The organism is Legionella beliardensis (assembly GCF_900452395.1).
GTDB classification, from domain to species: Bacteria; Pseudomonadota; Gammaproteobacteria; order Legionellales; family Legionellaceae; genus Legionella_C; species Legionella_C beliardensis.
Genome location: NZ_UGNV01000001.1, coordinates 525,783 through 539,915, shown reverse-complemented (window position 1 = coordinate 539,915; position 14,133 = coordinate 525,783). Strand labels below are relative to the sequence as shown.

Here is a 14,133-nt window from a genome sequence, read left to right as displayed (position 1 = left end):
ATTTAAGGTATTGCCCGACTTACCATTTTAATACATAAAATATTTAGTATGTACCTCTATGATGCCAGGCAGATAAGATCAGCAGGCTACGCTTGCTGATCTATCCTTTGACATTCGCCTAGTCCGATATCAAGATTAAGAATTAAGTGATTTTACCTTTATTTATCAAAACCATGTATTCTTGGGACACACTTACGGTACGAAAGGAATCTATATGAAAAAATTACGTTATGGCATGATAGGAGGTGGTATTGGTTCAATGATGGGAGATGTACATATAAAGGCGGCACAGGGAGCTAAGGATTATGTTCTAGTGTGTGGTGCTTTTAGTCGTTCTCCTGAAAAATCGCTAGCGTTTAAAAATAAACTCAATTACCCTGAACTACGATTGTATCCAACCTTTGAAGAAATGCTAAATCAAGAGGCAATGCTTCCGGAACAAGAGCGAATGCAGGTGGTCTCCATTTTAACCCCTAATCATTTACACTTTGCAGCAGCAAGCCAGGCTTTGCGCTTAGGATTTCACGTTATATTAGAAAAACCTATCACTTTGACTTTAGCAGAAGCAAAAGAATTACAAGTGCTGGCCTCTAAATATCAAAGAAAGGTTTGTGTAAATTATAGCTATGGTGGTTATACTAAAGTAAAAGAAGCGCGTCATTTAATAGAGCAAGGCTTATTAGGCAAGATTAGAAAAGTGGAAATTACTTTTCACCAAGACTGGCTATATAAAGCCTTTGAAAAAGACAATCCGCAAGCCGCATGGCGAACTGATCCCACACAAAGTGGATTAGCCGGCACTACTGCCGATCTTGGCACCCATGCTTTTTATTTAGCAGAATATATGACCGGGTTAAAAATAACACAACTCTATGCTCTTATAGCCATGCATGTAGAGGGACGTAAGCTCGATGATGATGCGAGCGTATTATTAAAATTTAATAATAATGCAACTGGCATTATCTCTGTGATGCAAATGGCTGTTGGTGAAAATAATTTAACAATAAGCATTTATGGTAATTGTAGCACGCTGAAATGGGAATTTAATAATCGTAACCTCCTTAAAATTTGTACACCCATATCATCACCCCAGCTTTTCAAGCCAGTAAAAAACGTAATATTTGAAGATACAAAAGAGATGGAACAAGATTACCAAGCCCTAGCTACACATTACCGAAACTTTGCCCAAGATATTAATGCCCTTTCCCCTACCATTCAGTATCCAACATTAATAGATGGCATAAGAGGCATGGCTTGGATTGAGGCAGTCATACAAAGTCATCTTACTCAACACTGGGTTAACGTTGAAGACATATTACCAATACAGGAAGAAATACAAGATATTACTGAACAAGCGTATGAAGCCAAATTGGTTTGAGGTGGTCAAGCAAATTTGAACACCCCCAGTTAAGCAGGCTATGCCTGCTAGCTTGATTCACCTTAACCTTCGAAGTAATTGTATAGGGGATGAGGGTATAAGAGACTTAAGTTTAATCCTTAAAAGTGATATCAAACTCATTAAGCTCAACCTGGCATACAATAATATTAATGATATTGATGTAAACTATTTAATTGCAGCCAGTGTAGCCTTGATGAAGCAACGCGTAATCAAGGTTTCATCTGAATATACCTAATATACGTTGCTGGGAATAATCATACTTAATTTTGATAAACCAGTTAATGTGCCCAGAAACCTACCCTCTTTACAAAAGCTTAATCTGCCAGGATTTCTAGAAGAGCCAGAAGAAAATTAATTATTAACTATAATTAATGAATTATATTAATAAGGAGATTATAAAATGAGTGAGTTACAAGGTTTAAAAGTGGCTATTTTAGTGGCCGATGGTTTTGAGCAGATTGAATTAGAACAGCCAAAACAAGCGTTAGAAAAAGCAGGCGCGCAAACAATTCTAGTTTCTCCTGAGAAGCAACAAGTCCAAGGCTGGCATCATACGGAGAAAGGAAGTCTATTTGATGTAGATTTGCCATTAGATGACGCAAAGGCACAACAGTTTGATGCGTTACTCTTACCTGGTGGCGTTCATAATCCTGATTATTTAAGAACATTAAATAAAGCTATTTCCTTCGTTAAAGAAATAGCACAACAAAATAAACCTATTGCAGCTATTTGCCATGGGCCCTGGTTATTAATTAATGCTGGTGTTGCACAAAATCGTAAAATAACCTCTTGGCCATCTTTAGAAATAGACTTAAGAAATGCAGGAGCTCAATGGCGTGATGAGGCTGTGGTTATAGATAAAAATTTAGTGACTAGTCGTAAACCACAAGATATTCCGAAATTTAATGAGGCTATGCTACAGCTATTTGAATCTTATTCTAAAAATAAGAACTAATCATTATTATAAATAATACATTTATAAGTCTTTTATGACCTATTTGTCAAAAGAAACTTGACTGCCAGCCACGGAAGCGAGGGACAAGCGAGGCTGGTAGCCCTTGGTAGGCTTATGCAAAAACAACTAGCAACCTAAATTATTCGCATTATCATCCTATAATGCGCTATCCAAATGCTCCACAAAGCCTATAGCCTTTGATTCAGCACATACTCAGAAAAATAGTATAATGCAGATGAATTAAAAGCTTATAGGTAACATGTCGTAGCAATAGGCAATGATTATAGTAATTGGCCCATTGAATCTAAGATATGTTTCTAGTTTTAAAAGAAATCAGATATTATTGATTAATTTTTTATATTAATGTATAATAATTTAACAAAAATTACTGGCTAAATTTATGTTGCTTTATGATTGGAAGAAATTTTTAGTTGGCTATCTTACATTTTATGCTCAAATGTCTAATTCTAATGCCAGTAGTACACCATATAATTCCGTATGCACTCATCATGGTTTTTTTCAAAACAAGAAAAGTGATTTATTAGAATCAAATTATTACTTAACACAAATGAAATTAAGCGCCCAAAGGAACCGAATTGATGATTCCTCGCGCAACATGTATGTAAACTCCCAAAAAACAGTAATGCAAAATACGATTTTTTCTTCCATGTCATTAGATGATAAACAAACACTTATTCAATACTTTAGTTTAATTAAATACATGTTGGCAGAAGCTAAATTAATTAAGAATTTAAAGATAGGTAATTGTGGAGAATCTGTTTCAGAAAGTGTAATTGATACCCTATTAAAGCAATTAAAGGAAAAAAAATTTGAAAGTATTCAAGTCATCACGTTATGGACTAAGGACAAAGAAAAAAATCATTCGTTTGTTATTTATAACGCTCCGTTATTAAAAAGTCAGGCAATTTCTAACAAAAAATTAATTCGTTTGTTAAAAAATCTAAAATCTGAAAATGATGATCCTGTCATTTTATGTGATGAATTTGAACATTTTCATGGCCAACCACGTCAATGGAATAGTCATTTCTTTGGTGCAGAAGGGCATATTTATAATCAATACGACTATGCTGAATTGGAAGTGCACGATTTATCTATGCCAATACTGTCTCCTCATTTAAGTGCTCGACAAGTAGATGCTATTAAAGAAGAATTATTAAAAATTTTAGATAAGCATGTTAGTGATGAAAAATATCAGACAGTTGTACCTTAATTTAAGTTAATTTTAATTAGCTAAATAAAAATTAGTTACTATAACAAATCACTAGAATCAAACTACGTTTAAGTTAAGTACCTAATCTTTCCGATAACGAGTTACTATAGCTGCGTTTTTCCTTTTCTATTGGAGAAAACAAGGTCGATACTAGGGGTAACTTTGCTGAAAATTGCTCAGGTTTTGTGCTTATTAGATACCCTACCACTTCAGGTAAATTTTCTCTTGACCATTTAACCACTTTTTTTAAAGAAGTGGCAGACATTATTTTATGAATATCAAGATTTTCACTGCGGGCAAATAGTAATAATGTAGTAAGCGCTGCGCTATTATTTTGTTTAATAGCAATATCTAAAGCCCTTTGCCCTAAATTATTTTGGTGGATAAGGCTTGCATTCTTATTTAAGAGTAATCTAAATAGCGTAAAGTTATCTTTCGTATCAGGCGATAAGCATGCCACTTGTAATGGTGTATGCCCTTCTATACTTATTGCATCAACCTCTATGCTTTCTGCTCTAATAAGAGTTCAACAATCAACTCGTTGCTATCTTGACAAACAATGTAAAGTGGCGTGATACCATACTTATCTGGTTTATTGATATCTATCTTTTCTTGCACTACTAATTCTTGAACAATAGCAAGGTAACCATTTTGGCAGGCTATCCAGAGTGGCGTTATACTATCTACTTGTGCCTTGTTAATATCTATTCCTTTTTGTTTTATTAGTTCTTGCACCATAGCAAGATGGCCATCCTTACAACTAAGATACAATATTCCAACACCTAATCTATTGTACATAACAGACAAATTAGCACTCATAGGGTAGTTTTCATGAAATTTTAAAAAGCCCTCTTCCATGGCTATGCTATCTTGAGTAGCGCTTGTTAATACCGTGGTTGTAAAAACGGCATGATTACCTGCCTTTAAAGATTGAAAAATGCTTTCAACAGTCTCTGTAACACTAAGCTCGCGCACATAACGGTGATCGTTAGCGTCTTTTTTAAAGTTATTGGTATCCAAATAGTGCCACTTATGATTGTCTTTATTATACTTTAAACAGACACTATGGCCGGTACCACCTAATAAAATAGGGTATTCTGATTGGGACTCAGTGACTAAGCCTGCTATCTGATTTAGGTAACTGGTTAGACTTTCCCGTGTAAATGCATAAGGCTTATGCAATAAAACACTTAGATCAATTTGTTCTAACTGTGTTGATTTAGCTAGAAGATAAATGGTTGTTAATTGCCCTTGTAAAACATACTCTCCCCTAAATAATTCTTTATATTCTGCCGGATTTAAGTAAAGTTGCATCCCATCGTAAAATAAAAGAATTTGCAGTAATTTTTGGGACCGTTCATCCAGGGGTTTTTTCGATTTGACTTGCTCTCTAGCTTGCTCAAGCTCTCTTCTTAATCTATCAAAATCACGCGCATAAGAACCAATAAAATCAAGCCTATCAAAAAAGCTTGCTTCATCTTGAGCTAATACCGCTTGTGCCCACATACAGGAAAACCCGCGGCATACCCCTTTCTCCATAGAGGGGTAACCTAGAACTTTGTCTAAATTAACTAAATCCTTGTGAGATAATTTTGTCATATTTCGTACAAAAAATATTTTGTGCACAATTATTGTGCAATTTTTATCTTAAGGAATTATTAAGTTCGAGGTAATCTTACTTTATTATTAAAAGGTAAAGGCGCTTAATATTTACTCCGCTACCCTCTTTTATGAAAAATTATGTAGTAAAATTCAACTATAAAAATAATCAATGATTTAGTTGAAAAAAGCATTCAAATGTTGACTACTTAATAATAATTAAAAATTAAATATATTTAATTTAAAAAACAGAAACGGCATACGTAAAACTACATACTACCTGAATTACCAAATCGCTCGCTTCTTCTTGCTTTTTTTTCTTCTTCGGTTAATGTTTTTTTATATTTATTTTCTCTGTGCTGATCTTTAAATTGAACAGCATTTCTTTTTAAATTATCTTCTTCTCTAATCCAGGAGCAACCACCAAAATGACACGTATTACCTTTATGCTTTTCTAATAAATTTTTTAAATTAGTTAGGGTATCAATATTTTGAATAACAATTGAACAATTATTACTTGTGGTAATTTTCTCATCAGAGGAACACATTTTATAATTTTTAATTTGATCCCCTGGCCCATATAATAGAGGGTAGCCTTTCATCTCTTCATCTCTGCTATTATAATCACCAGCATATTCTCCAACATCAGCAAATCCATGATTAAAGAGGGTAATGGGATCTAAACGTTTTATAGTCAAATCGCCCTTTTCAATTTTTTCTCCACTGGCTAATGCTTTAGGAATCGAGGAAGTAAGCATCGAGCCATCAGGTGCATACATATAAAGATAAGTATTTTCAGGCACAGTGACATAACCATCTTCTTTGTTCCAGCCGGCGTGGCCAAAGAGCAAAATTTCACTTTTTCTAGCTTTCTTATTAAAATTTGCTTGAAGTTCGCTGCCTTTACGTTTCATATAAGTTTTCTGAAAATAATTTAATTCACGAATAACTATAGTTTAATTTATATAAAATTGGTTCAAAATATAAAATACATGTATAACTTTAGCACAATAGAAATTATTATTCTATAAGCAGATAGCCTTTAAAACTTAAGATTTGAATGTGTCTATGGGTATTAATAAATTGCAAGAGGCTGTCAAACCAATAGAAGCAATAGCGACGAAAATCTAGCTTACAAAAGTTTTTTTATTCATGAGCACCTCGGTTTATCCGACTAAATTACCACTAAAATTTATATTTTTAGATTTTAAATTTTTTGCAACGTAGCCATAATATCCCCCCCATGTTGAGCCCTGAAGGTCATAAATAATAAGAAAGGAGAATCTCTCGTGCTAGATAAAAAGCAAAGTATTACAGTATTAATGATAAAAAATCGTCGTTTTGAACATAACAACCCGCTTGGTTGGTTGCCACAAGAGATTTGTGCACATATCATCAATATGGGTTACGATAGAGATTCTAATAGCGATATTGGTAAAGCATTACAACACGCAGCTTTCGCGCGCACAGAAGATGTAAAAGCACTTCTTACGCTACTAAAAGAAAATCCTTCACTACTTTTGCAATCAGGCGATGTGAAAACGCCAGGTGGGGATGAAGTAAGGCGTGTCACTGTCTATGAATTTCTATTAGGCGCAGGTGATTATGGGCTGGCAAAGAAGGTAGAAGGTTATTTTGCAAAAATAAACAATGGCGAACAAGAACGAGTGCGCCAATATGAGCGCTATAAACCTCATATTGACAGCATACTAAACCAAAAACCCTACGATCTATCAGCCTTAATTGAATTAATTAAAAAAGCTCCCCCTAAAGAAATAATGGCCTTACTCAATAAAAAGGCAACCACTGAAACTGAGCTAGGTAGAACGCTCCTTCAATTTCGCAAGGATTGGGCACCTCGCGTGTTGAACGAGCCCTGCATGCATTATAACTATGCCAGCCTTATGCATGCCTTTGAAATACTTGACCGTGAAAGGGCCGAACTATACAAAACGAGTGGAAATAATTATAACAAGCTTGATTTAGTGTGGCGCCAATTGATTGGTTTTGAAATGAGACGCTTACCAGGGATTGATCGATGCACAATGGCGCAGGGAATTCATTATGTAATAGATAAGAAAGACATTGCCCGGACTTATAAATTCAGAGGGGGTGGCGCTATGAAAGAGTTTCCTATTACTAATAAGGATGATTCATTGAATGGCCTAGGTGCAGATTTTAGCGTAAACCTATTTGGTACGGGACTCGATTATTACTTTGATATGGTGTATAGGGAGACGACTGACCCTGATTGTATTAGACAACTTATGGTGAATAAAAATTCAAACTTACAGGATTTATACAGTGGCCACCAGCTCATTACGCAAGCTAGTATATAATATTTAAGCTGTTTAAAAAATTAAAACCGGACGAAAACTTAATAACATCTGTTAGCTATTTGCAGATAAAATGTTTAGAAACTGCTTAAACAACTTATCAAGCTTATGCAGATTTCATGAAATGAATCCGCTTTGTCATCTATCAAAGAATGTATAGGATAATTATTAGCCACCGCTTATTTTAACAATAGATTTATGCTCTTCCTGAACTGGCTTTTGTATTGATTTTTTATCAGCAACGAAAAAAGTATGGCTTGCAGAGAAGCAATTATTATTAATAGACTGAAATTGTTCTATACCTGCACATTTTTTTGTTAACTCAAGATGCTCTTTAATAAACTTAATGACTTCTTCCTGGCCTATTATCTTAGCCATATCATATGGCCGTATCTTAACGCGCTCTGATTTATTTTCTTGTAAAAATTCGTTCATCCGCTGAATAATGCGTGAATCTCCTTTTATTTTCGCTAATCCCATCGCAAGATTTATCCAATCCTGCGCCTTCCATTCAATGGGAATTTCAAAATTACAGTGATTCTTTAATAAAGTTTCAACTACTTCAGTATTGCCATCGGCAACAGCAACAAAAGCTGCAGTTACGCCATATTTTGTCATTTTATCTAAATTTGCCCCTCCTTCAGCCAAGGCCTTAATGGCCGCAATACAACCATATTTGGTAGCAATAACTATCGGGGGCATGCCATCTTCTCTAGCCATATCTAAATTGGCCCCTGCTTGAGCTAAGGCTGTAATTACATCTGCCTTACCATTTTGAGCAGCAACGAAAACGGGCGTTTCACCATTTTCTTTAGCTATATTTAAATTTACGCCTGCCTCGGCTAAAGTCGTAATAACAGTAGAATGACCAAATTGAGCAGCAATTAAAGCTAAAGTTACGCCATCTTTTGACTTACGTAAGGACTGCGCCTTAATGAAATCATTGCTTGGTCTTAATTGTGTTAATTTTTCTAATTTAGCTTTACTCTTATTATCCCCGGTAAGAAAAATACTTGTATTAAACGCTACGTAGGATGATGAGTGAGTATCAATAAAACTTCGTTTAATTTTCTCGGCTATTTGGTCAAACGTTGTTGCTTCTAACGGCTGATTAATGTCTCGAAATAACCAGCCTTGGCTAGTGCTATAGCTTAAAGCTATAGCATGATTATGGCTCCCTAATAAAAGACCTACAGGCGTATTAACATCGTTTAATGTTTCATCCAGTATTTTACTTAGGTTAAGAAGGTAATCATGAAGCTCTTCCTTAGTTAAAATATTAGGCTCTGAATAAATCTCCTTTAATCCCCTTTTCATTTCAACCAGTGATGAAGATGCTATTGTTGAAACGAGTTCAATTGATTGCTGAGTTACAAAAGAAGAATGATTAAATAAAATCTTATGCTCTACTGGAGAATGAAACAATTCTAAACTGTTGAAAAAAGCAAGTATATCCAACACTTTTTTATCTTCATCAGTAAGCCCCTCACCTTTTTTGGCTTGAGCCTGCTTGAGTTTATCAAGTAATTGATCTCTGGGCGTGTTTTCAATAAATATTAAGCGATTTTCAAACCTCTGTCGTTCTTCCTCACCTAGAAAAGTAGCTTCTAGCCAGCGTATTGCGAAACCATGACATAGACCTACAGAATCATTTGAAATCTCTTTATAAATTAATGCTCTATATAAATCCCATAAAATAAGATGTAATAGCATAAATTGGATTTATTTTGAAAAATTTGCGGAAGTATAATTCAAAAAGATTAAGTGAATATTAACTAGGTAGCTTTTAATACATGATTATCTTTGTAACTACTCTATTGTGAGGTGCATATTTTTAGTATATTTATGAGCAAAATAGTGGTAGTTACTTCGAACCTCATTTTCATGACGTATTTACAATAAAAAGACTTAAACTCTCAACACTAGCGGCCCATAGCTTATTTACTAGTTATCAGTTGCAATCAACTGGTTAAACTTGCTCTAGCAGTAAAATGATTAAACCCTATCAAAAAGCTAAGCGAGATTTTAATGTATGAGCAGAAAATAAAAAATAGTGATCTTATCAAGATAGGATTATTTCAGGCATATAAAAAGCCTGTTCAAGCTGTTTAACATCCACTTAAACAGCTTTTTCAGCAGAATTAGTCATTTAATTTTATATACACAGCCTATTTTCTACCGCTTAGTTTAGTGATTTAAATTGATTTGCGCTTATAGTTAACTAAAATTTAATTTGGATGCTGTGCTTCATGGACTAAAACAAGGAAGTTATTATGAAAAAACTATTATCAACAATATTTGGTATTTCATGCTTCGCAATGGCAAATTTAGCATTCGCAAATGGCATGCCAGGAAGCCCATGCGTAGGAATAGATGGCAAAATTTGCAACGCCGGAACGCAAAACTGTGTCTGCCAACAGAATAAAATAGGCAAGTGGTGTCGCGATGTAAATGGCATTCGTTGTCATCGTGGTACTCGCGGCTGTGTTTGTAAGGATTAGTCACAGATAAGCCTTTGCTACCACAACTACATCTAAATGACCGGTTAGGATAACACTCTAAAAAATTCTAACGTTAGTCACTTAACTGGTCAATTAACATCATTCAAGCACTCAAGCTATTAAAATTCAGGCGACTAAACGGATACATAAAGACAAAGCCTTTAATAACACTTGCAAATTTCTTAATATCTTTAAACCAACTCTATTCAATTTGAAGTAATGTCTGTTCAAATTCACTAACAAAATCCTTCTTTATTTCAAGTAGTTTATTGATTAAAGTACTCCCATCGATATCAATTATTGCTTCGTTTATTGCTAACTTATAATGGGATATATCATGTAATTCATATCTTTTGGAATCCTAATACATCGTTAAAAATCATTCTAATTTCATACTGAATATCATATAGGGGTTTTCGAAGTTCATTAGCTTCTCTGCTGCATCTAAAAAATCTTCTATTTGCTCTTCTTTTCTTTAACCTGATTAGAATACTTCATACTATGAATTGTGTTTAAAAAAATTTCTTTATAATTCTGGGGCTTAAACATAATTCACTTGTTAAGATAACGTTAATAATCTTTTAATATATAAATAGTTAGGGTTATTTATGCCATTTTCACTGCGGATTACTGTACAAATTTAGTTAAAAATTTAATTTATATTCTATACTTAACGATATTTATAAAATTAGTATTATAAGATGGAAGATTCAAGAACTATATCCGCACGTTTAGCAGCTGATTTATCACTTAGTGAGTATCCAAAATTATCTCCACCAGATGAGCAAAAAGCACTATTTATTTTTAAAGAATCCTGTAAAGAATATGAAAGTACTATTAAAATAAATCTAGTAAAAGAATTAGAAAAATTAAATGAAAATGAATTAAGACAGGTATACGGGGCACTTGTAAGAGCAAAGCTCATATCTGAACAGATACCTGAACAAAAAGAACAATTACTAAGTGCTTTAAGGCAATTTATGGAAAGCCCATTTCCTGATAAATATAGGGATATTTTAATATCAAGGGATAATAAGCTAACAAAAGATGCTGTTAATGTACTACTTGGTATGAAAAAATTAGGACTTGTTCAATCTTTCCAAGAAAAAACCACAACAGAAGATTTTTTAAGCCATTTAGATGATGAGCAAAATAAAAAAATATTATTTGCAAAAAGAGACAGTTCGTTAACCCGGTTTTTCAAAAAAATTGTTGTTGGGATCTCCTTTTTAGCTACGTTGCCAATCTATGGTATTGGCGGTCTATTAGCCCATGAGTTATTGATAGAAAAAAATGTTACTAAATCACTGGGTGAAAAATTACATGATCGCATTCAAATGCATAGAAAAAATATAGAAAAAGAAAGTTTAATGAGGGAAAAAGAGTTCTCTAGTCAATGCTTAATTGTGCGTGTCGGTGATCACGTTTTTTTAAGAAATGTCTATGATCTTTATGAAGGACTTGCTAGTAAACATACAACACAAGATAATAAGAGGGGCATAGTACAATTATTTCCTGCAGATGATAGCCTTATCGCTAAGAAAATTGCAGCTAATCCACATGATGATTTTGATACAATAGGTGAAGATACTTTGGTGGTGAACGAAAGCTCAACAGCTATGGAGGAATTCGGTCAAATCGCTATGTACTATAAAGATAAGGATAGTATAGAAGCCATCAATACGAATATTAGTGACAATACACGATTAAAAATATATGTTGCTGGACACTGTGATTATGGCAGTACAACCCTTCAATCTTTAGAAGTAGGTGGTCGTACATTTAATATTGATTATAAAGATATTGCTCAAGCATTAGATAATATCTTTGCTAGGAAATTCCCAGATGGTAAAGCCAAGAATGTTGAAATTAGTTTAATCGCTTGCCATGCGGGTGCTAAAAGTCATAAGGGAGAACCGGCTTTTGCTGAACTTTTATTACAAGAATTAGCTGAAAAAGGCCATGATGTAATTATTAAAGCATCAACTGAACCAAGAGCAGCACCTATTCCATTTATCTCTAAAACAGTTGAGCATTCTAAAAAATTATTTACTCAATTCAAGGAATCAATGATTACCTCAGATGATATAGGTAAAAACTGGGTTTATAACGTGTTGAAATCTTTACGTAATTATCAAACTAAATATAAAGGATTAAGTGAAGAACAAAAAACTAAGCTTAAAGAAATAATCACATTTATTCAAGAAAAAAAACCTTATAATGATGAAGGGCTAAAGGAAGAGTTAAAGGATAAATTAAGTGATTTATTAAGTAGAAAATATTCTTCTAGAAAAAACGAAGGCGGTCTATTTGAAAGAAATATTAAATCAGATTTAGAGAAAGATTTAGATAAATTAATAAAGGAATATGCGACTGAGAAGGATGAGATAAAAAATAAAGGCCCATTACACAATACTGGACTTTAGGCAGATATAATCTTGCCGCAACTTAGGAGACATCGACATCTGACAATTACGCAAACGTTTCGAATCAAAAGATGTTTGATATCCAAGAGTTGAATTAATTACGGAGTCATAAATTTCATTATCAGGCGTAGCCTTGATGAAGCAACGCGTAATCAAGGTTTCATCTGAATGTACTTACTATACGTTAATGAGAATAATCATACTAAACCTTGATTACACTGCGTTTTCATCAAGGCTACACTAGCTGATTATAAAATTATGGGGCTTACTTGCTAACTATTAAGTCAGCTAGCAAGCGTGCGGTACGCGCATTTCCTTCGTGAAATTCTTATTGCTTATCGTAAGTGCAAATGGAAGTGAAATTTCCTTCAGATGAGTGAAAATCAAATTTCATTCTTAATTGATTATCTTTCAATATAATGAAACCATAGTTATAGCCAAAATCTTTTCCCTTACCTTCTTGGGTATGATGATAGTTAAAAAATGAACTAGTAAATAATAGTCGAGAATGATTCGAATTCCATTCTAATAAGGTATGGGAAAAAGAAGTATTTTCTTCATTGGCATTAGAGCGCGTTTCTAATGAGCCAATTTTAAACTGATCGCCATCCCACGTAAAAATATCATCATTATTTTTGATAACGACCGTAACAGGTTCGTCAGAATCATCACATTTTCCTACCCAAGTTCCTGAGAAGTCTATATAGTCGTTAGCACTCTTCTCTATTTTAAAACCTGAATTTTCTTTTAAATTTGCACTAGATTTTTTTGATGATGCAAAAGGAAATTTAGGAACAATATTAGCAGCAAATAGAGGGCTTATTACAAGGCTACTGGCTATAAAAAATACGGGAAGGTTTTTTTTGTTCATGTTGAATTAATCCTTAACATAATTTATTTGGCGGCAAGCATATCACATGGCCTATTTTTTTCAATCCAATTAATAAACAGAAATGTCTCAAGTTAAACTTAATTGCAAAAAAATTTGCATATTTTAAGGTTTTATTTTAAAAAATTAAGGTATATAGGCTAGCTGCGAGATTTAATCGCTTTATGATGAACCTTGCTTTAGGTTGCCAGTTTTTATAACAGTCGACTTGACATGAAGAGGCAAGAAGAAACGCTAACTCTCAAATTGAATTAAACATCTCAATGGCTATTAAATAATCTTCTTGTTTATTATTAGTCCCTTAGCATATTATCCAATCCCTTTTTTAAATAATATACAAAATCACATGAAAAAACGATTTGAAGATATCTTAATACAATTGCGCAATAATGACCGAAGCGTTAAAGAGCTTAACCTTTCGTACAATAATATGGGTAATCAGGGGGTAAAACATTTAAGTGCCGCGCTTAAATGCAATACTAACCTCATTAACCTTAACTTAGCGTATAATGACATTGGTGAGATTGGCGTAAACTATTTAAGTAAAGTACTGCAAAGCAATACTAGCTTAACTCGCCTTAACCTTAAGTACAACCTGTTTGATACTGAGAGCATCGGCTATTTAGCAGAGGCGTTAAAATCTAATTACACGTTGCTTGAATTGAAAAGTATTGATAGTGACGAGATTCAAATACATTTAGCTAAAAACAAACTAATCGAATCCTGCTTACCGCAAGGCCTTACTTATCAGGATAAGATGGCTGTTAACTAAACTTAAAACCTTACCCCCTTCCATC

13 protein-coding genes are annotated in these 14,133 nt (G+C 33.7%); 8 read left to right on the top strand and 5 right to left on the bottom strand.

Translation table 11 applies throughout. The features are described from left to right. Positions 1 to 214 precede the first annotated feature (214 nt). The 4 genes from DYE47_RS02435 to DYE47_RS02420 all read left to right on the top strand — a co-directional run bounded on the left by DYE47_RS02435 (position 215) and on the right by DYE47_RS02420 (position 3,585). Positions 215 to 1,378 (top strand): Gfo/Idh/MocA family protein, encoded by a 1,164-nt coding sequence (locus DYE47_RS02435; RefSeq protein ID WP_115301746.1) that lies wholly within the window; start codon positions 215 to 217, stop codon positions 1,376 to 1,378. A gap of 40 nt (positions 1,379 to 1,418) precedes the next feature. Further along, positions 1,419 to 1,634, top strand: a complete 216-nt coding sequence (locus DYE47_RS16580; RefSeq protein ID WP_115301745.1) for a hypothetical protein — start codon at positions 1,419 to 1,421, stop codon at positions 1,632 to 1,634. Between the two features lie 165 nt (positions 1,635 to 1,799). After that, the gene (locus tag DYE47_RS02425; protein WP_115301744.1) at positions 1,800 to 2,354 is read left to right on the top strand and encodes a type 1 glutamine amidotransferase domain-containing protein; all 555 of its coding nucleotides are present in this window, start codon (positions 1,800 to 1,802) and stop codon (positions 2,352 to 2,354) included. Positions 2,355 to 2,754: 400 nt separating this feature from the next. Further along, positions 2,755 to 3,585, top strand: a complete 831-nt coding sequence (locus DYE47_RS02420) for a hypothetical protein (RefSeq protein WP_115301743.1) — start codon at positions 2,755 to 2,757, stop codon at positions 3,583 to 3,585. 73 nt (positions 3,586 to 3,658) lie between these two features. Here the strand turns inward: DYE47_RS02420 and DYE47_RS02415 are convergent, their stop codons facing one another. From DYE47_RS02415 to DYE47_RS02405, 3 genes are all read right to left on the bottom strand, one after another. Further along, positions 3,659 to 4,045, bottom strand: coding sequence for an ankyrin repeat domain-containing protein (locus tag DYE47_RS02415; protein WP_160149826.1), 387 nt, complete (start codon positions 4,043 to 4,045; stop codon positions 3,659 to 3,661). 41 nt (positions 4,046 to 4,086) lie between these two features. Then, a complete protein-coding gene (locus tag DYE47_RS02410; RefSeq protein ID WP_115301741.1) occupies positions 4,087 to 5,184 on the bottom strand; it encodes an ankyrin repeat domain-containing protein in 1,098 nt (365 codons plus the stop codon). Between the two features lie 269 nt (positions 5,185 to 5,453). Beyond that, a complete protein-coding gene (locus DYE47_RS02405; protein WP_115301740.1) occupies positions 5,454 to 6,098 on the bottom strand; it encodes a putative adhesin in 645 nt (214 codons plus the stop codon). A gap of 375 nt (positions 6,099 to 6,473) precedes the next feature. Here DYE47_RS02405 and DYE47_RS02400 point away from each other — a divergent pair, with 375 nt between their 5' ends. After that, entirely contained in the window at positions 6,474 to 7,523 is a 1,050-nt protein-coding gene (locus DYE47_RS02400; protein ID WP_115301739.1) for a hypothetical protein, read from the top strand. Between the two features lie 165 nt (positions 7,524 to 7,688). On the opposite strand, the gene DYE47_RS02395 is transcribed toward DYE47_RS02400, so the two are convergent. Then, on the bottom strand, positions 7,689 to 9,233 hold the full coding sequence (locus DYE47_RS02395) for an ankyrin repeat domain-containing protein (protein ID WP_115301738.1): 1,545 nt from the start codon (positions 9,231 to 9,233) through the stop codon (positions 7,689 to 7,691). 560 nt (positions 9,234 to 9,793) lie between these two features. Here DYE47_RS02395 and DYE47_RS02390 point away from each other — a divergent pair. Beyond that, positions 9,794 to 10,021: a hypothetical protein gene (locus tag DYE47_RS02390; protein ID WP_115301737.1), complete on the top strand. Its 228-nt coding sequence runs from the start codon at positions 9,794 to 9,796 to the stop codon at positions 10,019 to 10,021. A gap of 701 nt (positions 10,022 to 10,722) precedes the next feature. Beyond that, entirely contained in the window at positions 10,723 to 12,447 is a 1,725-nt protein-coding gene (locus DYE47_RS02385) for a hypothetical protein (protein ID WP_115301736.1), read from the top strand. Positions 12,448 to 12,775: 328 nt separating this feature from the next. Here the strand turns inward: DYE47_RS02385 and DYE47_RS02380 are convergent, their stop codons facing one another. Continuing rightward, positions 12,776 to 13,318, bottom strand: a complete 543-nt coding sequence (locus DYE47_RS02380; RefSeq protein ID WP_115301735.1) for a hypothetical protein — start codon at positions 13,316 to 13,318, stop codon at positions 12,776 to 12,778. Positions 13,319 to 13,682: 364 nt separating this feature from the next. On the opposite strand from DYE47_RS02380, the gene DYE47_RS02375 reads away from it, so the two are divergent. Beyond that, positions 13,683 to 14,108, top strand: coding sequence for a leucine-rich repeat domain-containing protein (locus tag DYE47_RS02375; RefSeq protein ID WP_115301734.1), 426 nt, complete (start codon positions 13,683 to 13,685; stop codon positions 14,106 to 14,108). The last annotated feature ends 25 nt before the right edge of the window (positions 14,109 to 14,133 follow it).